The sequence below is a fragment of the Winogradskyella psychrotolerans genome (genome assembly GCF_018860545.1).
GTDB classification, from domain to species: domain Bacteria; phylum Bacteroidota; class Bacteroidia; order Flavobacteriales; family Flavobacteriaceae; genus Winogradskyella; species Winogradskyella psychrotolerans_A.
Window position 1 is genome coordinate 47,393 of record NZ_JAHKPN010000014.1, and the last position, 20,999, is coordinate 68,391.

The 20,999-nt window shown below is 32.0% G+C and carries 21 protein-coding genes; 16 read left to right on the forward strand and 5 right to left on the reverse strand.

All coding sequences use genetic code 11. From position 1 onward, the window contains the following. Nucleotides 1-9: 9 nt before the first annotated feature. The 5 genes from KO515_RS07535 to KO515_RS07555 form a co-directional block, all read right to left on the reverse strand. Nucleotides 10-942, reverse strand: a complete 933-nt coding sequence (locus KO515_RS07535) for a tryptophan 2,3-dioxygenase family protein (RefSeq protein WP_215935771.1) — start codon at nucleotides 940-942, stop codon at nucleotides 10-12. A gap of 8 nt (nucleotides 943-950) precedes the next feature. Further along, nucleotides 951-1,742 (reverse strand): DUF3108 domain-containing protein, encoded by a 792-nt coding sequence (locus tag KO515_RS07540; protein WP_215935772.1) that lies wholly within the window; start codon nucleotides 1,740-1,742, stop codon nucleotides 951-953. 332 nt (nucleotides 1,743-2,074) lie between these two features. Beyond that, the gene (gene hppD, locus KO515_RS07545; protein WP_215935773.1) at nucleotides 2,075-3,235 is read right to left on the reverse strand and encodes a 4-hydroxyphenylpyruvate dioxygenase; all 1,161 of its coding nucleotides are present in this window, start codon (nucleotides 3,233-3,235) and stop codon (nucleotides 2,075-2,077) included. 143 nt (nucleotides 3,236-3,378) lie between these two features. Beyond that, nucleotides 3,379-3,855 (reverse strand): CCC motif membrane protein, encoded by a 477-nt coding sequence (locus KO515_RS07550; protein ID WP_215935774.1) that lies wholly within the window; start codon nucleotides 3,853-3,855, stop codon nucleotides 3,379-3,381. Nucleotides 3,856-3,985: 130 nt separating this feature from the next. Continuing rightward, the gene (locus tag KO515_RS07555) at nucleotides 3,986-5,140 is read right to left on the reverse strand and encodes a homogentisate 1,2-dioxygenase (RefSeq protein ID WP_215935775.1); all 1,155 of its coding nucleotides are present in this window, start codon (nucleotides 5,138-5,140) and stop codon (nucleotides 3,986-3,988) included. A gap of 335 nt (nucleotides 5,141-5,475) precedes the next feature. Between KO515_RS07555 and KO515_RS07560 the strand changes: the two genes are divergently transcribed. From KO515_RS07560 to rsmA, 16 genes are all read left to right on the forward strand, one after another. Then, the gene (locus KO515_RS07560; RefSeq protein WP_215935776.1) at nucleotides 5,476-5,895 is read left to right on the forward strand and encodes a hypothetical protein; all 420 of its coding nucleotides are present in this window, start codon (nucleotides 5,476-5,478) and stop codon (nucleotides 5,893-5,895) included. Nucleotides 5,896-6,368: 473 nt separating this feature from the next. Continuing rightward, on the forward strand, nucleotides 6,369-6,611 hold the full coding sequence (locus KO515_RS07565; RefSeq protein ID WP_215935777.1) for a hypothetical protein: 243 nt from the start codon (nucleotides 6,369-6,371) through the stop codon (nucleotides 6,609-6,611). Continuing rightward, entirely contained in the window at nucleotides 6,604-7,332 is a 729-nt protein-coding gene (locus KO515_RS07570) for a GLPGLI family protein (RefSeq protein WP_215935778.1), read from the forward strand. Before KO515_RS07565 ends, KO515_RS07570 begins: the two co-directional genes overlap by 8 nt. A 473-nt stretch (nucleotides 7,333-7,805) precedes the next feature. Continuing rightward, nucleotides 7,806-8,237, forward strand: coding sequence for a hypothetical protein (locus tag KO515_RS07575; RefSeq protein ID WP_215935779.1), 432 nt, complete (start codon nucleotides 7,806-7,808; stop codon nucleotides 8,235-8,237). Between the two features lie 5 nt (nucleotides 8,238-8,242). After that, on the forward strand, nucleotides 8,243-8,524 hold the full coding sequence (locus KO515_RS18925) for a GLPGLI family protein (RefSeq protein ID WP_354668274.1): 282 nt from the start codon (nucleotides 8,243-8,245) through the stop codon (nucleotides 8,522-8,524). A 56-nt stretch (nucleotides 8,525-8,580) separates the two neighbouring features. After that, a complete protein-coding gene (locus KO515_RS07585; RefSeq protein WP_215935780.1) occupies nucleotides 8,581-8,724 on the forward strand; it encodes a hypothetical protein in 144 nt (47 codons plus the stop codon). 527 nt (nucleotides 8,725-9,251) lie between these two features. After that, nucleotides 9,252-9,560 carry a hypothetical protein gene (locus KO515_RS07590; RefSeq protein ID WP_215935781.1) on the forward strand — a complete coding sequence of 103 codons (309 nt, stop codon included), beginning with the start codon at nucleotides 9,252-9,254 and terminating at the stop codon, nucleotides 9,558-9,560. Between the two features lie 3 nt (nucleotides 9,561-9,563). Further along, on the forward strand, nucleotides 9,564-10,304 hold the full coding sequence (locus KO515_RS07595) for a GLPGLI family protein (protein ID WP_215935782.1): 741 nt from the start codon (nucleotides 9,564-9,566) through the stop codon (nucleotides 10,302-10,304). Next, the gene (locus KO515_RS07600; RefSeq protein WP_252723809.1) at nucleotides 10,294-12,999 is read left to right on the forward strand and encodes a carboxypeptidase-like regulatory domain-containing protein; all 2,706 of its coding nucleotides are present in this window, start codon (nucleotides 10,294-10,296) and stop codon (nucleotides 12,997-12,999) included. Before KO515_RS07595 ends, KO515_RS07600 begins: the two co-directional genes overlap by 11 nt. A gap of 118 nt (nucleotides 13,000-13,117) precedes the next feature. Further along, nucleotides 13,118-13,750, forward strand: coding sequence for an aminoacyl-tRNA hydrolase (pth, locus tag KO515_RS07605; RefSeq protein ID WP_215935783.1), 633 nt, complete (start codon nucleotides 13,118-13,120; stop codon nucleotides 13,748-13,750). A gap of 56 nt (nucleotides 13,751-13,806) precedes the next feature. After that, complete coding sequence (locus tag KO515_RS07610) at nucleotides 13,807-14,715, forward strand: bifunctional riboflavin kinase/FAD synthetase (RefSeq protein ID WP_215935784.1); 909 nt, start codon at nucleotides 13,807-13,809, stop codon at nucleotides 14,713-14,715. Further along, on the forward strand, nucleotides 14,708-16,015 hold the full coding sequence (locus tag KO515_RS07615) for an HTTM domain-containing protein (RefSeq protein WP_215935785.1): 1,308 nt from the start codon (nucleotides 14,708-14,710) through the stop codon (nucleotides 16,013-16,015). The genes KO515_RS07610 and KO515_RS07615 overlap by 8 nt, the downstream gene beginning before the upstream one ends. 154 nt (nucleotides 16,016-16,169) lie before the next feature. Next, entirely contained in the window at nucleotides 16,170-17,441 is a 1,272-nt protein-coding gene (gene serS, locus KO515_RS07620) for a serine--tRNA ligase (RefSeq protein WP_215935786.1), read from the forward strand. A gap of 451 nt (nucleotides 17,442-17,892) precedes the next feature. Beyond that, a complete protein-coding gene (locus KO515_RS07625) occupies nucleotides 17,893-19,677 on the forward strand; it encodes a tetratricopeptide repeat protein (RefSeq protein ID WP_215935787.1) in 1,785 nt (594 codons plus the stop codon). A 74-nt stretch (nucleotides 19,678-19,751) separates the two neighbouring features. Next, nucleotides 19,752-20,072 carry a DUF4286 family protein gene (locus KO515_RS07630; protein WP_215935788.1) on the forward strand — a complete coding sequence of 107 codons (321 nt, stop codon included), beginning with the start codon at nucleotides 19,752-19,754 and terminating at the stop codon, nucleotides 20,070-20,072. Nucleotides 20,073-20,153: 81 nt separating this feature from the next. Next, nucleotides 20,154-20,942 carry a 16S rRNA (adenine(1518)-N(6)/adenine(1519)-N(6))-dimethyltransferase RsmA gene (gene rsmA, locus KO515_RS07635; RefSeq protein ID WP_215935789.1) on the forward strand — a complete coding sequence of 263 codons (789 nt, stop codon included), beginning with the start codon at nucleotides 20,154-20,156 and terminating at the stop codon, nucleotides 20,940-20,942. Nucleotides 20,943-20,999: the final 57 nt, after the last annotated feature.

Below are 20,999 nucleotides of genomic sequence, written 5' to 3' on the forward strand. Positions count from 1 at the left end.
TTAAGCTAATTATAAATTATTTCCCCAATTCTCTAATTCTTCTGCACTCCATAATTCTGGAAAGAAAATCCGTTTTTGATATTTTGGATGCATATATTTTTTCCAGTCACTTCCTCCTGTGGCTTCACCATCTCCAATGCCGCTATCAATATAGTGTTTAGCAGCATTGTAATGTGCCATTACCCAACTCACGTTAACGGTATAATCGTAATGACGCATGGCTGCAACAAGCTCTTCGTTTTTTTGATCTTTTTCTGGAAGTTCTTTAAAACGCGTCCAAAGATTTTTGGTGTTATACGTTTCCATAAATCTTAAAAACTCGTCTTTATAACGTTTTTCAAAATTAACTAAAAGCGTGGATTTTTTTCCTGTTTTATGGTCTTTTCCTGCCGCCTGCCAATATAAATGTTCAAAAGCATGTGTAAACGGAGTGTTTCTGTCAATATCTTTTCTGAATCTATAATCTATTAAATTAATTAACTCGGTAGAAGCAAATTCAATTAATCGATATTGCGCACTTTGAAAACCACTTGCTGGTGTCAAGGTATATCTGAATTTCATATACTGTTCTACATCCATACCTTCTCTCATAATATTAAAAGAAGTGGATAGCATATCAAAATAACGACTTATTCGCATCAGTTTACTTTCAAAAAATGTAGCGTCTAAATCCTCTTTTTCTGCGACTTGAGAAATTTCCCAAAGAATCATTTTAAAAAGTAGTTCATTAATTTGATGATAAGCAATAAACACCATTTCATCTGGAAGTGTAGTACGCTGAATTTGCAAATTCAACAAAGCGTCTGTTTGTATATAATCCCAATAGGTAATTGGTTTACTATAAAGTAAACCATATAAGTGATCATCTGTGTCTTGATCTATTGCTGTATACTTCTTTTGAAGTTCTTTTACAACATCATCGAATTTATGTAAATCGTGCATCTATTATATTAATCAAATTCTATTTTAAAAGAGTGTTTTAAACCTTTAAACTCAATAAGATCTGCACGTAGAGAGCCTACAGCTAAATCTGCTTTAATTTTTAAAGGAATTTTATTTTTATCGGCACTCACCCAAAGTGTTAGACTTTCTTCTTCTTTAAACACACGACCAGCCATAACGTAAGGTCTAAACTTAAGTGTTTTTACTTTTACATCAGAACCATTAACATCTACTTCTATGGTTTCTTTCCCTAAATACTTGAGTTTAAAACCATAGTTTTCTTCATCAAAAAACATATTGGTTTTTATCTCATCACCTTCTTTTAAAGATGCGGCATCGATGCTATTTCTTAAATAATAATACATCGAAACCATATCTTGAACATCTTGTTCTGTGGTTATGTTTTTGGTTTCTTTATGTTTTTTATTATTAACCTCAGCAACCTTATTACTATGATCAAAGTTAATTTCTATGTCTTTTGTGTGACCACCTTCATCAATTTTTCTAATAAATTTATAAGGCGCTCCTGTTTCTTTATCGAAATAGCTTTCGTAACGGTCTTTAACTTTAAAAAACCACTTTATAGCTCCAGTTGTCCAACCTTTTCCAACCACATGGTACACTGGTTTGCCATCAAGTTTTTTTTCATCAACAGAAAGTGTTGCATTTCCTGCTTTTAAAAAGCCACTATAACTCATCTCAAATTTAAACCACTCTCCTTCTTGAAAAGCGGATTCCTTTTCAACATTAATGGTTTGAAATCCTGCGAAGAATACTATAATTGTAAATAAATATTTCATGTGTTTTGATGTATTGATATTTACTATCACATGTGTTCATTATAAACTAGAGCATTGAGCAATTTATTTTTTGCCTTAATCAGCTCTAATCTATAGTTTGTAAATATAAATAATGTAACGCATCTTTTACGTTATCATTATCTTAAATACAATTACTATTCCAAATCTATAAAATCTTTTATTTACAATCTAAAAACAACATAATTTAGTTATGCTCACATTTTAAATACAAGCGATTCAAGTGCATTATGCACCTCAAGAGATCGATTATTTATGTCGCAGAAGAGTAATTAGCACGTTTAGAATTAAGGATCTAAACGCGCTATTAATTTTTACAAGGTTCCTCGCTTCTCTTGTTCGCGTTCAATAGATTCAAACAAAGCTTTAAAGTTCCCAGCTCCAAAACCTCGTGCTCCCATACGTTGAATAATTTCAAAAAACAAGGTTGGTCGGTCTTCTACTGGTTTTGTGAAAATTTGAAGTAAATAGCCTTCTTCATCAGCATCGATCATAATACCTAAACCTTTTAAGGTTTCAATATCTTCTCTAAGCGCGTGACTATGTTCTTCTAATCTTCCGGGCACTGCTCTGTAATATTCTTCTGGAGGCGTTGATAAGAACTCCACTCCTCTCGATTTTAATTGTGATACGGTTTTTATAATATCGTCTGTTGCCACAGCAATATGCTGCACACCTGCTCCTTCGTAAAAATCTAAATATTCTTCAATTTGCGATCTTTTAGCGGCTTCAGCAGGTTCGTTAATTGGAAATTTGATTCGTCCATTTCCATTACTCATTACTTTACTCATTAAAGCTGAATATTCGGTGTGGATTTGCTTATCATCAAAGGATAAGAAATTCACAAAACCCATCACATCTTCGTACCATTTTACCCATGTATTCATTTCTCCCCAACCTACATTACCAACCATGTGGTCTATATATTTTAATCCTGTCGGCTCTGGATTGTAATCACTTTTCCACTCCACAAAACCAGGCATAAAGGTTCCTGAGTAGTTTTTACGCTCCACAAACATGTGTACAGTTTCACCATAGGTATAAATTCCTGCGCTTACCACTTCTCCAAATTCATCTGTTTGAACAACAGGATCCATATAAGATTTGGCACCACGCTTAGTAGTTTCTTCGTAAGATTTACGTGCATCGTCTACCCATAACGCTACGACTTTTACACCATCGCCATGCTTTACAATGTGTTTATTGATTTCAGATTTACTGTTTAAAGGCGTGGTAAGCACTAAACGTATTTTATCTTGTTTCAAGACATAACTTACAGAGTCTTTAGAACCTGTTTCTAAGCCTTTATAGGCGTACGATTGAAAACCAAATGCTGTTTTATAAAAGTGCGCCGCTTGTTTGGCATTCCCAACATAAAACTCCACATAATCTGTACCTAAAAGCGGCAAAAAATCTTGCGCTCCTTCAAATATTTTTTCTAAACCGTAGTTTACATTTTCTACTTCTTTTGCCATAATAATTATTTAGAATCGAGACCTTAGAAAAAAGAAAATAGATGCTTAGTTTATTTTGAAAACCGATAGCCATCTTTTGAAATTCTTCTAATTTTGATTCGATTTGTGTTAGTTGTAATTGTATTATATAATTAATTGTGTCTCTATTGTATTGAATCTAAATTTATAGAATCAACTTCTTCTTCGATTATATAGGTATCATCTTCCCAAGTCTCTGAACTTTCTGGCTCTATGGTTGTTTCATATTCATACTCAGATTCGTAGTAATAATCATCATTTTCAAAATTTCCATTCTCTAAACCCTCTAAAATAGCTGATGACATTAATGTGCCGTAAAAGGCCAATGCTCCAAGCGCTACTAAAAACACAAGACCATTAATCACAATAGCTATAATATTTATAACCTTAGCCGTATTCACATTGCTTCTGGTTTGTGGATTATACGCTTCTGGATTTTCTCCATACTCACGCAAACTTTTATTCGCCGAAATCAGCCCTATAATTGCCAAGATTAAAGGCACAATTGCTGTAACCCCATAGCAGCAACAGCCAGCGACACCAATAACTAGTGCTAATATTCCTAAAATTAATGATAATGGATCTGCAGGTAATTTATTCATAATTAAAAGCCACTTCTAACTTTCCCAAAGGGAAAGAACTCTTACTGTTGGGCGAATGAGTTTATATTTAATTTTTACAATTTTTTTTACGTTATCTATTCCTTCCCTATGGGAAGGCTAGGATGGGCTTTTATAACCAAGATTTAAAATAATCTTCGTCAGCAATTTTTAAAGCGTCTTCAGTTACTTTTAAAGGTTTAAAGGTATCTACCATCACCGCTAATTCTTCTGTCTTCACTTTACCTATACTTTTTTCCATGGTTCCAGGATGTGGACCATGCGGAATACCTGCTGGATGCAACGAGATATGACCCGCTGCAATATCATTCCGACTCATAAAATCGCCATCCACATAATACAACACCTCATCACTATCAATGTTACTGTGATTATATGGCGCAGGAACAGCGATTGGATGATAATCGTACAAACGTGGAACAAAACTACACACTACAAATGCATCGGTTTCAAAGGTTTGATGTACTGGAGGTGGTTGATGTACACGCCCCGTAATCGGTTCAAAATCGTGAATTGAAAAGGCATATGGATAATTATAGCCATCATAACCTACCACATCAAAAGGGTGTGAGGCGTAAACCATATCAAAAATGTCGTCGTTCTTTTTTATTTTAATTAGAAAATCACCCGACTCATTATAAGTTTCCAATTCTTGTGGCTGTCTTAAATCGCGCTCACAGAATGGTGAATGTTCTAATAATTGTCCAAAATAATTACGGTAACGCTTAGGCGTGTAAATTGGTCGTCTAGATTCTACAATGAATAATCTATTGTCCTCAGTATCAAAATCGAGTTTATAAATCACACCTCTTGGCACTAACAAATAATCGCCGTATTTGAAATCTAAATTTCCGAGATGTGTTCTTAGTTTTCCGGTGCCTTTGTGGATGAAAATCAACTCATCTGCATCGGTATTTTTATAAAAATAATCCTCCGTAGACTGTTTTGGGGCTGCTAATATAATGTTACAATCGCTATTAGTGAGTACGATTTTACGACTCTCTAAATAATCGTTTTCTGGTGGCACTTGAAAGCCCCTAAACCGATAGGATTGCATATTGTTTTCCTTTGCCACTTTTGGCGCAACACTGTATTGTCTTTTAATCTCCTTGACTTGCGTTGGCCGTTGCTCATGGTAACTATTAGTAGACATACCATCGAAACCAATTGTGCCGAACAATTGCTCGTAATAAAAATCGCCATTTGATTTTTTAAACTGCGTGTGGCGTTTCGGTGGAATTTTCCCTAATTTATGATAGAATGGCATGTTTTTGAATGGTTTTAAATATTACAAAGACCTTTCGACTGCGCTCAAGGTGACACTTTATTTACAACTTTAAAGATACAAAATTTGTAGAGACTCCTGCCTTCGCAGGAATAAGGCATATTTATTCTGGATTCCTTTTAATAAGGAAATGAAGATGCAGTTTTATGTTGGCCCAGAATGGTGTCATGTATTTAAAACTATTGCTTTTTATGGTCACATGCTGTTCGCGCTAAAATCATACGCTGAGCTACAAAATTTTATCTTGCGCTCATATCATGTGCTACAAATATCAATAAATTTTTGTTATTTTTAAAGGAATAGAAAAATCATTTAAAATGAAACTGCGTATTACTTTAGTTTTTGTGCTTGCATTGGGTTCATTTTGTCTTGCTCAAACATCCGACTCTAGTAGTAAAAAATATAATTCTTCTGTATTTTTAAATGAGACTTTAACTGAATTTAAATTCACAAAAATTGAAAAGCCATTTGCCTTTGATTTTCAACGAGACGATTCTAACTTTACCATGCTAGAGGTTAACGATGATTTTGAAATCAATTCTGAAGTGGTAAACACAAGTTTATACTCGAATTTGAAACTTTTTGAAAATAATTACCAAAATGATTTCAATTATTCTAGAGGTTGTAGTCCTTTAGATGGTTTGACCCACACAATTAAAAGTAGTGATGTTATGATTTCAAGATTTATAGATTATGTTGTGAATGAGCATTTGAAATCCCTAATTTTTAAGGACTGATGTCATTTTATACACAACATTAACTCTTTCACATACAACAACTTAGTGTTAATACCCAAACACAAAACTGTTAAAATCTTAACTATCTTGTAATTGCAATTACGGTTTTTCCGCAGTTAACATATCTTTAACATTTAAAGCGTTTTTAATTAGGTGGTTTCATTTTTTTTTTTTTAGATTTACAGAGTTGAAAGCATTTTTATAGAATAATGTAAGAAGTCGCTCTTAAGAATGTGGACAACAAAATTGTTAACATTATAGCTTGTGCAAGCTTTTTTATTTTTTATCCCTGAGAATTAAAATTAATAGTACAAAAAAAGACTTCTAACAAAAATGACTTCTACTTCTCATTCCCTTAATGAGAAAACAAATGACTTCTAAATTTTAAAGACTTCTATTCCCTAAATTTTAGGGAGACAATAGTTATTAACCAACCTATCTTAAACAATGTGATGGGTTTAAAATCAAAAATTATGAAGAAAAGAATTTTTAGCCTAATGGCTGTTGTAATGTTTATGAGCACTATCGTTAGTGCTACACCAAAGGTAGAGTTTGAAGAATTTGGAAGAGCATCCGATTGTGCTAGTTATTGGAGAACAGCTGTATTAACATTAGCTGCTAATAATGGAGCTAATGCAAACACAGATATGGTAGGTCCTAATATGAGTTATTTAGATTTATATATGATTGCATATACAGAATGTTTAAATGATTAAATATAAACTAACATTAATTATAACTTTAGCCTTGGGTATTATTGCCCAAGGTCAAAGTAACTTGTCTGGAACTGTTATTTATAAAGCTTCTCATGATAAAACTTTGATTGAAAACAGTAAAAAAAGCACAGACAAAGAATCAGAAGGAGTAAAAGGAGCAAACGACCTATTGAATAATGCTTCCGACGTATATACTACCCTAAATTTTAATAATAAAGAATCTTCTTATAGTGTAAATGAAAAACTAAGAGTCGATGGAATGACGTCAATTAATATAACATATTTCTTTGCTGGTGGAGAAAATTTATTTTATCATAATAAGGATTCGTTAGGTATTATAATATCCAACTCTTCATTAGGGAAAAAGTATCTAATTAAATATGATGCACCAAATTGGGTAATTACGAAAGAAACAAAGCAAATAGATGATTTGCTTTGTATTAAGGCAAATGCTACAACCACTATTGACAAAAAGGAAAAAATTATTGCGACTGCATGGTTTTGCCCTAATATTCCTATTAGTTATGGACCGATGCAGTATTATGGTTTACCTGGATTGATTATTGAGTTACACTTCTCAAAAATGACATTAATTGCAGAGAAAATAAATTTAAATAAAGAAAACGTCATTATTGAAAAACATAAAGAATCACCAGTTTTAACACACGAAGAATTTTTGGAAATTGCTAAGGAAAAGGCATCTGGTTTTTTTGATAATTAAATACTAAACGAAGTAGCTTTAAAGCAACTAACATAAAATTATCTGAAAAGGATAAAAAAATCAACTGAGGGAATAAAAATAACATATAAAGAATATAAAAAACGCTTTATGGGTATATTCAATGAGGATTAAAACAAATGCTTTAAATTCATGAAAGCTTCTCTTCCTTAAGTTTTAAAGGTAAACTATCTTAAAAAATGTGATGGGTTTAAAATCTTAAATTATGAAGAAAAAAGTACTTAGCCTTATGGCTGTGGTTTTGTTCATGGGAAGTATGAATGCTTCCAAAATGGATAATAAAAATTATGAACTTTAAGCCTCTTCTTGTTTTGAACAAGCCCACTATTATACTCAATGGATAGGCAGTATGTTTGAAATGACATCAATTGAAAAAATGGGTTTAATACTTGACTACACAAGACAATGTGAAGATCAACAGCCGTAATTACATCTAATTTAATTAAAAACATAAAATGAGACTATACTTTTTATTAATTATATTGATACCATATTTGTCAATTAGTCAAGCCAATATAAACATAAAGGTTAATTACAAACCAGTTATTTCAATTAATCTCGACACTGTACAAGGGCCTTCAAACTTTAAAAAGTCTTTTAGAAACTCGATTGATAAATCTGAATTACTTAGTTTTAATTTAGCAATAAATAGCAAAGATAGTCTCTCTGTTTATGAAAGAAATGAATTACTAGATACTTCTATAAATAAATTAGATTTAAACCTTATAAATCTAATTATTGATGGAGAAGGGAAATATTTTTTTTCCAATGGAAAACTGATTCATGACTATAATGTTTTAGACAAAAACTTAAAAGTAGAAATTGCTAAAAATATTGATTGGATATTAATTAACGAGAAAAAAAAATCGGTAATTATGTCTGTCTAAAAGCTATAGGGACAGTAGAATATGGTAAATACAAAGGAGATAAAGTTGAAGCTTGGTATGCAATATCAATTCCTTTACCTTATGGTCCCAAAATGTATCGTGGATTACCTGGTCTTATACTTGAAGTTAAGGAAACAAATAGTATCCTTTATGCAGATAAAATTGAATTTCAGGAAAAGAATATTAGTATAAAATCCCCTAAAAAAGAGAAAATAATCTCTGAGAAGGATGCAGATAGTATATTAGTTATAATGAATAAGAAAGCTGAAGGTTATTTTAAAAATTAATGAAAGAAAAAATATTTATATTAAAAATCCTGCTAAGTATAGTGGGATTTTCTTCTATGTCATATGCTCAACAACTATTAGTGTCTGGCAAAGTTACAGACACTATACAAAACCCATTACCTTATACCAACATCCTAACCATCCCAAAAAAAGAGCAGCAAGATTTAACGTTAGCTATTTCAGAAAACAACGGAAATTAGAACCTAATTTTAGCAAAAAACACGTATTTGAATCCCTAATTTTTAAGGACTGATGTCATTTTACACACAACAATAACCCATTCATATACAAAAACTTAGTGTTAAATCCCAAACACAAAACTGTTAAAATCTTAACTATCTTGTAATTGCAATTACGGTTTTTCCGCAGTTAACATATCTTTAACATTTAAAGCGTTTTTAATTAGGTGGTTTCAATTTTTTTTTTTTTAGATTTACAATGTTGAAAGCATTTTTATAGAGTAATGTAAGAAGTCGCTCTTAAGAATGTGGACAACAAAAATGTTAACATTATAGCTTGTGCAAGCTTTTTTATTTTTTATCCCTGAGAATTAAAATTAATAGCAAAAAAAATGACTTCTAACAAAAATGACTTCTACTTCTCATTCCCTTAATGAGAAAACAAATGACTTCTAAATTTCAAAGACTTCTATTCCCTAATAATTAGGGAGACATTATTTATTAACCAACCTATCTTAAAAAATGTGATGGATTTAAAATCTTAAATTATGAAGAATGTTTGTTTTATACTAGCTTTAATGCTAATGGGAACTTTTACTTTTGCTAATACAGAAGTAGAAACTAAAATTAAACCAGAGAAAATTGAAAAAATTATAGAGAATAGTGATACTACTATTAAAATTACAAAGATCTTAGAATTAGAAGAGGAAATTTATGCTTCTTGTACAGATATCTCTTTTAACTGGATGGATTATGCTCTTGATATTGGATTAAGTGTTGAAGTCGCAGGATGTCTCGGTAATACAGCTTATGCACTTTGCACTGGTTGGAGTGCTAGTTATAATGATTGCTTTTAGAAAATGGTAAAAAAATATTTTATACTATTATTTTTTGTTAGTCAATCATTAATATTAGTATCTCAAACTAAAGGTCGAATAATCTATAGATTAAAAACAGATCTTTCTGATTTGAAGAGTGAAAAATTTCGACAAGATAAAAAAATGGTTGATATTATGACACGACTTAATAAAGTTCGTGATAGTGTTAATATAAATCTTGATTTTAATGGAGAAAAATCTCTTTTTTATGTTGATAAAGAAACTAACCTCGGCTTATCTAATGAGAGAGGCTATGATGCAGTAATGAGTTCTTTTAAAATCCATTACAGAAATGATAAAACGGAAAAAAAAATTAAAGTAGAGAGTTCTGATAAAACATATTTAGTTTATTCAAATACTTCAGATGTCGTATGGGAAATCACCAAAGAAACTAAAAAAATAGACGTTTTTTTATGTCTTAAAGCTACAACAAAAATTAAAGATAAACACTATACTAAAGGGATAATAGAGAAAGATGTTGTAGCTTGGTTTTGTCCTGAAATACCGATAAGTTTAGGCCCTAATAATTATGGAGGTCTCCCTGGTTTAATTATGGAATTAAATGAAGGATTATTAACATACTATGTGAAAAATGTAAATTTAAAACCAGATTTTGACATTGATATTGAAAAACCTAAAGGTACGCTTATTTCTCAAAAAGACTATTTTGGAGAAATGCCAACAATAACTAAAAAAAATATTAAAGAGTATATTGGAAATTAGACTAGACAATAATGTATTAAGATATCTTAAAATCCTGCTTTTATTAGCAGGATTTTCTTCTTTGATTAATGCCCAACAAATCCAAGTCTCAGGTAAAGTATCAGACACTTTACAAAACCCTTTAAGCTATGCCAACATCTTAGCCATCCCAAAATCAGACGACCAAGACATAAAATTCGCTATTACAGAAAAAGATGGCAGCTACAAAATAGGTTTAATTAGTAACCAAACTTACGAGCTTACAGTAAGTTATCTAGGCTTTAAACCCCAAGCATATACCATAACCATTGCAGACCAAGATATTATTAAAAACTTTATTTTAAAAGAAAAGCCAGACCAATTAGACGAGGTTAATATTAAATACACACCACCAATTACCGTAAAAACAGACACTATAACTTACGATGTTACAAAATTTGTTAATGGCGAAGAACGCAAACTGCGCGATGCCCTCAAAAAATTGCCAGGCGTTGAAGTAGATAGAGAAGGTAATGTGAATGTCAATGGTAAAAAAGTGACCAAAGTTTTAGTAGAGAACAAAACCTTTTTTACAGGCAATAGTAAATTGGCTGTAAATAATATCCCAGCAGATGCGGTAGAAAAAGTTGAAGTTTTAGACAATTACAATGAGGTTGCTATGCTAAAAGGTTTGCAAGATTCTGAGGATATGGCATTAAATATTTTATTAAAAGAGGACAAAAAGAAGTTTGTATTTGGCGATATAGAAGTTGGCACAGGTGTTGAAGAGCGTTATTTATTGCATCCTAATCTATTTTATTACAGTCCAAAAACTAATATTAACTTTATTGGAGATCTAAATAACCAAGGCATTAAAAGTTTTAGTTTTAGTGATTATTTAGAATTTGAAGGAGGTTTTGGTAAACTCCTAGATGATGCAGGGAGTTATTTTAGTCTTTTTAATAGCGATTTTGCACAATACCTCAATAACCAGGATTTTACAGATAACATCAACCAGTTTGGAGCACTAAATATTAGACAATCGGTTTCCAAACATACCGATGTTAGTGGGTATTTAATTGCGTCTAACTCTAAAACGCAAACCGCAAGTAACACCTTAAATGCTTACCAAAATATAGAAGCCCCTTTTACAGAAAACAGAACGGTTACTGATGACCTCAACAACTTTTTTACTATTGGCAAGGTCACCGTTGACTACGAGCCCAGTTATAAGGAAGATTTTGCATACAACGCCTTTGTAAAAGTAACTAATAATGATAGTCATGGTTTTGTAAATACAACTAACCCAGACCAAAATAATAGTATTACTACAGTAACAGATGTTGCAGCACTTAATCTAAAACAAAATATTACTTACAGTCGTAAATTGTCTAAAGCGCACACAGCCACTTTAGAAGCAACTTATAATTTTCAAAATGATAAACCCATAACTGAATGGCTTACCAATCAACAGATATTACAAGGTTTAATTCCTTTGGAAGATGCTGATGTGTATACTATACTTCAAACTAAAAAATCAACGTCTCATAATTTTAATGCCATCATAAAAGATTATTGGGTGCTTAATAATTTCAATCATCTTTATACAAGTGTTGGTATTAACACATCTTTTAATGATTTCTACAATGAAGATGTACAATTGCAGAGTGATGGTCGTATTAATAATTTTAGTTCTGCTGGTTTTGGTAATGATTTTGGCTACAGTTTTACAGACACCTATTTGGGATTAGAGTATAAATTTCAAATTGGTATTGCAACGTTTAAACCTGCTGTTTTTTATCATGGGTATTTATGGCGGACACAACAATTTGAGGATGCTGAAACGTTTTCTAAAAATTTGCTATTACCGCAATTCACCACTAAAGTGGAATTTAATAACAGTGAAAAATTAAACTTTAAATACAAACTGAATGCGCGTTTTCCTGGCATTAATCAATTGGCTAATAATTTTATACTTTCAAATTTTAATAGTGTTTACAGAGGAAACAATCAGTTAGAAAACCAATTGTACCATTCCGCAACCTTGAGTTATTATAAATTTAGTTTGTTTAAAAACTTAAACCTCAACTTCAACACCAGTTTTAATAAACGTATAGAAAGTATAAAAACGGTTTCAGAACTTAATGGTATTGAATCCTTTAATACAGCTATAATGTTTGACCAGCCAGAACATAATTGGATGCTTAGTGGACGCGTTTCAAAAAAAATCAATAAAATTCGTTATAATCTGAGCAGTCGTTTTAGCTATAATGATAACTTTCAAATTCTAAATAACGAAACGAATCTTAATATTTCAAAGTCTATTGCTTCAACCATTGGCATAGAAACATCTTTTAAAAATTATCCTAACATAGAAATCAATTACACCAAAGACTTTAATAATTACAAAGCTTTAAATAACACCTCTAAATTTGAAAACGACCAATTGGAAGTTATTTTAGAGTATGATTTTTTAAAGGATTTTATCTTTAAAGCAGATTACACCTTTGATAATTACACTAATAAAAGTCTAAACACAACCAACACGTTTGATACTGCCAACGCGTCTTTATTTTACCAAAAAGAAGATAGCCCTTGGGGTTTTGAGATAAACGCCACAAACCTTTTTGATACAGAATTTAAGCAACAAAACTCGTTCAATGCTTTTGTAATTACTGATAGTAAAACTTTTATTCTACCAAGAATTGTAATGTTTAAAGTGAGCTATAAGTTATAACTCTTATAGAATCTATATAAAACAACTTCAAAAACTAAACCCACACCCCAAAGACTAAAGCTATAAAGTTAGTTTTTAGTCAACTTCTTTTTACTTTTGCACCAAGCAAGACTACGCTATGCGAAATTTATTAAAAACATGGTTTGGTTTTAGTGATAAAACAGAACACACAGAAGAAGATACAATGAAAAAATTCTTAATCGTTGGTTTAGGAAACATAGGTGAAAAATATGCTAATACTAGGCACAACATTGGTTTTAAAATTCTCGATTATTTAGCTGAATCCAATGACATTACATTTGAAACCGTAAAACTTGGTGATGTTTCTACTTTAAAAATCAAAGGACGAACCTTAATTCTTTTAAAGCCAAGTACATTTATGAACCTCAGCGGAAAAGCCATAAAATACTGGCTAGAGAAAGAAAAAATCCCTTTAGAAAACTTACTCGTTGTTACTGATGATTTAAACCTTCCGTTTGGATCGCTTAGATTAAAAACAAAAGGTAGCGACGGAGGCCACAACGGCCTAAAAGACACGCAAGACAAATTACAAACTTCAAAATATAACCGCTTTAGATTTGGCATCAGTGATGAGTTTAGCAAAGGACGCCAAATCGATTACGTTCTAGGTGAATGGACTGACGACGAAAACACACAACTTAAAGAGCGTTTAAAAATTTCGGCAGATCTTGTTAAATCTTTCGCTTTAGCCGGAGTAAATACGACGATGAATCAATTTAATGGAAAATAAAATTTAGTTTTGTTTTCTAAGAGTTTACCATTGGTAAAAGCGCAATACATTTAGGTTTGAATTCAAAATCAGAAAAAGTAACAACCATTGGCACCTACGACGGTGTTCATATTGGACATCAAAAAATCCTTAAACAGGTGGTAGCTCTTGCTAAAAAGCAAGGTTACGTTCCTGTGGTTCTCACCTTGTTTCCGCATCCAAGAATGGTGCTTCAAAAAGACGATTCTATTAAACTTTTAAATACCATTGAAGAACGCATTGAATTATTAAAATCTCATGGTATAAAAGAAGTTGTTGTCAAAAAATTCACCAAAGACTTTGCTAACCTTTCTGCTCAAGATTACGTGAAGCAAATTTTAGTTGACGAATTAAATACTAAACAAATTGTCATTGGTTACGATCACCACTTTGGCAAAAATAGAAGTGCTAATATAACAGACCTTAAAGCATTTGCTAACCTCTATGATTTTAAAGTTGAAGAAATTTCAGCACAAGATCTCAAGGATGTTACCGTAAGTTCTACTAAAATTAGAACCGCACTGAATAGCGGAGAAGTAGATTTAGCAAATTCCTATTTGGGTTACAATTTCTTTATAACTGGCACAGTTGTTAAAGGCAAAGAACTGGGAAGAACCATAGATTTCCCTACCGCAAATATTAATATCACCGCAACTTACAAACTGATTCCTAGTGATGGCGTGTATGTTGTGAAATCTATAATTGAGAACAAAACGGTTTTTGGGATGATGAATATTGGCGCCAACCCAACAGTTGATGGCAAAACGCGTTCTATTGAAGTTCATTTCTTTAACTTTAACCAAGATATTTATAATGCCGAATTAAAAATTGAGTTTTTAAAACGTCTGCGTAGCGAACAAAAATATGAGAATCTTGAAGCTTTAAAAATGCAACTTCAAAAAGATATGACAAATGCTTCAAATTATATACAAACCTTAAATGCATAAGTTTCTATTTAAACATATAGACAATTCCGGACTCATTGTTTTTAGAATGGTTTTTGGGCTATTGTGTTTTTTAGAGGCGGTAGGAGCCATTTTTACAGGTTGGATTAGACGCACTTTAATAGAACCCGAATTTACCTTTTCATTTATTGGTTTTGAGTGGCTACAACCACTTCCTGGCGATTGGATGTATGCATATTACGCCGTAATGGGAATTTTTGGACTCTTTATAATGTTGGGTTACAAATACAGATTGAGCGTTTTAATGTTTGCTGTAATGTGGACAGGAACGTACCTAATGCAAAAGTCGTCATACAACAATCACTATTATTTATTAATGCTATTAAGTTTTTTAATGGTGTTTTTTCCAGCAAATCGGTATGCCTCAATAGATGTTAAACTGAATCCAGCTCTTAAAAGTAATTCAATGCCTAGTTGGTGTAAGTGGTTTTTTGTACTTCAATTATTTATTCTTTATACCTACGCATCGGCAGCTAAGTTTTATCCCGATTGGCTAGATGGCTCTGTAATGAAAATACTGATGCGAAGTAAAGCAGATTTCTATGTGGTTGGTGACCTTTTACAGCAAAAAACCGTGCATTATATATTAGCTTACGGTGGTATATTATTTGATGGGCTAATTATTCCATTATTACTTATTAAACGTACTCGAAAATATGCCTTCTTTGCGTCTATTTTCTTCCATCTCTTTAATTCATTTATCTTTCATATTGGCATTTTCCCTTATATGTCGTTAGCCTTTAGCCTATTCTTTTTTGAACCTAAAACTATTAAAAACATATTCTTAAAGCGGAAAGATTATTACGATGCTGATGAAGTAATCATCCCAAAATACAATACAGTTTTAATAGCGTTATTTTCAATATATTTTATAATTCAAATTGCTTTACCATTACGACACCATTTCTTTAAGGGTGACGTTTTATGGACAGAAGAAGGTCATCGTCTATCGTGGAGAATGATGTTAAGAGCCAAAAGCGGAAGAACATTTTATAAAGTCGTTAATGCTAATACCAATGCCCCTATTCCTATTAAGTTAAACGATTATTTAACTAAAAAACAGCAACGCGGAGCTCAAACTAAACCCGATATTATTTGGCAATTTGCACAACATCTTAAAAAGGATTTTGCTACAAAGGGAATCCCAATCAAAGTGTATGTCAATTCTTATGTGCGAGTTAACGGCCATTCTTCAAAACAATTAATAGATCCAAAAGTTGACATTGCCAATGTAGAATGGCAGCACTTTAAGCATAATGATTGGTTACTATTACATGAATAATTCGTGCCGTATTTTCATATTAAAACATTCATCTTTTCTTAAATCAGATTTCACACTATAAAATAGGAACTTTTTATTTTTATCTGGTCATTTTCTTTTTACTTTTGTGGCCTGTTTTTCCCATGCCAATTGGTATAAACCAAAATTTATAGATATGTTACAAGTTGCTTTTATACAAGAGAATAAAGAAGACATCATTGCACGTTTAGCAAAACGAAACATTGATGCCACAGAAATGATTAATGACGCAATCGCTTTTGATGAAGACCGTAAAGCAATTCAAACAAAATTAGATACGACTAAAGCAGAATCTAATACCTTATCTAAAGAAATTGGTAATTTATATAAATCCGGAGAGGCTCAAAAAGCAAATATTCTAAAGGAAAAAACAACCCAATTAAAAGACATCACTAAAACCTTAGAACAAGAACTCAACGCTAAAATTGAAGCACTTTCTGAATTGTTATACAGAATTCCTAATGTACCAAACGCTATTGTACCAGCAGGAAACACTGACGACGATAACGAGGAAACTTTTAGAGAAGGAGACATTCCTAAATTACACGACGGAGCTTTACCGCATTGGGAATTAGCCAAAAAATATAACATTATTGATTTTGAACTAGGAAACAAAATCACAGGAGCTGGTTTCCCTGTTTATATTGGAAAAGGTGCTAGATTACAACGTGCATTAATCGCCTATTTTCTCGATAAGAATACAGAAGCTGGTTACACCGAATACCAAGTGCCACATTTGGTAAATGAAGCCTCTGGATTTGGAACTGGACAATTACCAGATAAAGAAGGGCAAATGTACCATGTCACAGCAGATAATTTATACTTAATTCCAACAGCTGAGGTCCCAGCTACTAATATTTTTAGAGATACGCTGTTGAGCGAGAATGATCTTCCTGTCACCATTACAGGTTATACTCCATGTTTTAGGCGTGAAGCTGGTAGTTATGGAGCACATGTTAGAGGATTAAACAGATTACATCAATTTGATAAGGTAGAAATACTAAGAGTTGAGCATCCTGATAATTCTTATAAAGCCTTAGACAGCATGGTGAATCATGTAAAAGGTATTTTACAGGACTTGAAATTACCGTACCGAATATTGAGATTATGTGGTGGTGATTTAGGATTTACATCAGCATTAACCTATGATTTTGAAGTATTCTCAACCGCTCAAGACCGTTGGTTAGAAATATCTTCAGTATCTAATTTTGAAACGTTCCAAGCCAATCGTTTGAAATTACGTTTTAAAAATAGCGATGGCAAAAATGAATTATGTCATACGCTAAACGGAAGTTCTTTAGCATTACCTAGAGTATTAGCAGGCATATTAGAAAACTACCAAACAGAAGATGGTATTAAAATACCTGAAGTTTTAGTGCCATATACTGGTTTCGATATGATTTCTTAAGATTTCAAAAGACATTGCATATTCGACCTGAATTGTTAAAATTTAATGTATTTTAGCGATTATTCTGACGTTTCCTCGTTTTATTCGCGTATTTTCCTGAAATTAGTCACCCTAGTTGATAATAACCTTACTATGAAGAATTTAAAACGAATCGTATTACTAGTGTCATTGATTGCTCTGGTAAGCAAAATTTTATTTTAATTGACGAAGTACTTCAACGTGTTGGTTAAAAAATAGAAACAACTCTAGTTATTCATATATAAAAAGCACTTAGTCAAGATAATTGAATCATATTTTACATAAATAATGGTTAATAGCACATTTATTTTGTCGGTAGATTGCCTAAACACACGTTTAGGCAATTTTTTTTATACATTTTTTCACATCATCTACCTGAAGCATTTGTTATATTTACACTTACAGTGACTTTTAGACCTATTCAATTACAGACATGCAACAGCGTTTTTTCTTAATACTATTTCTAATTATAAGCTATTTTGGTTTTGCTCAAAACAGTGAAGACCAAGCAGAAAGTTATTACAAAAATGCTGAATTTAAAAAAGCTGAATTTATTTACAAAAACCTACTCAAAGAAAAGCCTTATAACTACAACTACATTTACAGGCTGGTAGATATCTATCAACAATTAGAACAATATAATGACGCAGAAGCCATACTTACACAACGCTTATCTGTACGTCGAACTCCTGAATTGATAGTTTCTTTAGGTTATAATTTTCAGCTTCAAGACAGCCTAGCCACTGCAAATAAACTTTATGATGAAGCCATAGACTTTGTTGACGAAAAACCCAATTACATTTATGTTATAGCCAAAAAATTTGAAGATTATTCCTTAGCTGACCAGGCCATTCAATTATATGAAAAAGGTAAAATCCTTACACCAGAAAAAAACTTCAGCATTCAATTAGCGCGTATTTATGGAGACCAAGGAAATATAGAAGAGATGTTTGTCAACTACATCGATTATATTAACTACAAACCCAATTACCTTAACAATATTAAGCGTTATTTAAATGATTTTATTTCAGAAAATAAAAACAACGAAAACAACAGTTATTTAAGGAGATTGCTTTTAAAAAAGATTCAGCAAAACCCTGAAACGTATTGGTACGAAATGTTGAGCTGGCTATATGTTCAAGAAAAAGCTTATAACAAATCCTTTATTCAAGAAAAAGCGCTGTATAAACGGAACCCTGAAAGTTTAGATCGCTTAATAGAATTAGCTATTACAGCACAAAAAGACAGTGATGTTGCCACTGCAAAATCTATTTTTAACTATATATTAGAAACCACACAAGACCAAAGCACAGCTCTAACGGCACATCAATATATTTTAGAAATCGACACTAATAATGCCGATGATAAAATGCTAAAAAAGATTGACGATACGTACAACAGCTTGTTCAAAACATATGGAAAGTCTGAGTTAACTTTACCGCTACAATTAGCTTATGGTAAATTTTTAGCTTTTAACCAAAAAGACACCTCTGCTGCCACTACATTTTTAAAGCACAGTTTAAAACTTAATATTTCTAAGTTTCAAGAAGCGAAAGTAAAATTACTATTGGCTGATATTTTAGTACTTCAAGAGAAATTTAATGAAGCTTTAATTTTCTATTCTCAAATTCAGGCTAATCTTAAAAATAGTACTATTGCACAAGAAGCGCGATTCAAAGTTGCAAAAACAAGTTACTACAAAGGTGATTTTGATTGGGCAGAATCGCAGCTTAAGATTTTAAAATCTTCAACATCGCAACTAAATGCTAATGATGCACTAGACTTAAAATTATTAATCTCAGATAATAAATACGAAGACAGCACACAAACAGCATTAAAATACTATGCGAAAGCAGATTTATTTGCGTTTCAGAATAAAATTAACGACGCCATTTCCCTTTTAGACAAAGTTTTAGAAGAACATAAAGGAGAAAGCATCACCGACCAAGCCTTATACCAACAAGCAAAACTCTACGAAAAGAAAAAACAATTTATGAAGGCCGAAGCTAATTACCAAGCCATCATAAAAGATTACGGAGAGGATATTTTAGTAGACGACACCCTTTACTATTTAGCTGAACTTTATAACAGCCATCTAGGCAAACCCGAAGAAGCTAAACTACTCTACGAAAAAATAATATTTGAACACCAAGACAGCATTTATTTTATTGAAGCTCGAAAGAAATATAGAATGCTAAGAGGAGATAGTATTAATTAAATAATAAAACCTAAATGTTCAATTCCAATAGGAAATTTTGGAATTAATACTTTAAAATTGAATTTTGAACTCATATGATTATATACAACGTTACACTTAATATAGACAAAAGCATTTCTAACGAATGGCTAGAATGGATAAAAGAGCACATTCCGCAAGTCTTAGCAACAGGTCATTTTAAAGAAGCTAAGCTGACAAAAGTTCTAGTTGAAGATACTGAAGCAGACACTTACTCTGTACAATACAGAGCCCATTCTAGAGAAGCTTTAAACGCTTATTATGCAGACCATGCCGAACGTTTAAAACAAGATGGATTACAACGTTTTGGAGATAAAGTATTATCGTTTAGAACAGAATTGGAAGTTGTAGATGAGTATTCGGTAACGATAAATTAAGGTTTCTATTGCAATTCAGCCATTCTCAATCTCTCACAACGTATCTTTGCATTACTACTAATTAAAAACCGTCCTGTATTCGTGGCAAATCAACACCAAGTTAAAGCAAAAAAACATTTAGGTCAGCATTTCTTAGAAGATGAAAACGTTGCACAAGATATTGCAGTTAGTTTATCTTTTAAAGGCTACGATCATGTCTTAGAAATTGGTCCAGGAATGGGAGTGCTTACCAAGTACCTTCTAAAAAAAGAGACCACATTACACGTTATTGAAATTGATACAGAATCCGTAGATTACCTTAAGAATAATTATCTACATCTAGCGGATAGAATCATAGAAAAAGATTTTCTAAAGTATGATTTAAACCTCGTCTTTGAAGACCAACCTTTTGCTATAATAGGAAATTTCCCTTATAATATATCCTCCCAAATACTATTTAAGACCTTAGAACTTAGACATCAAATTCCTGAATTTTCAGGGATGTTTCAAAAGGAAGTGGCTAAGCGAATCTGCTCTAAAGAAGGTTCAAAGGTTTACGGTATTTTATCCGTTTTAACGCAAGCATTTTACGATGCAGAATACCTGTTTACGGTGCCTCCAACGGTTTTTAACCCACCACCAAAGGTAGATTCTGGTGTGTTATTATTAAAACGAAAGGAAAACTTCTCATTGCCTTGTGACGAAAAGTTATTTTTTAGAGTCGTAAAAACAGGATTTCAACAACGTAGAAAAACATTACGTAACAGTTTAAAAACATTCAATCTGTCGGATAATTTAAAAGCAAATATTATATTTGGGCAGCGACCAGAGCAACTGAGTGTTTCACAGTTTATAGAGCTAACGTCGTTAATAGAAAATGACGTCAACTAATGGCCTCTACTGTTACTTTAAGCGCAGTTGAAGTGCATAAAAAAGGATTATCAAAAA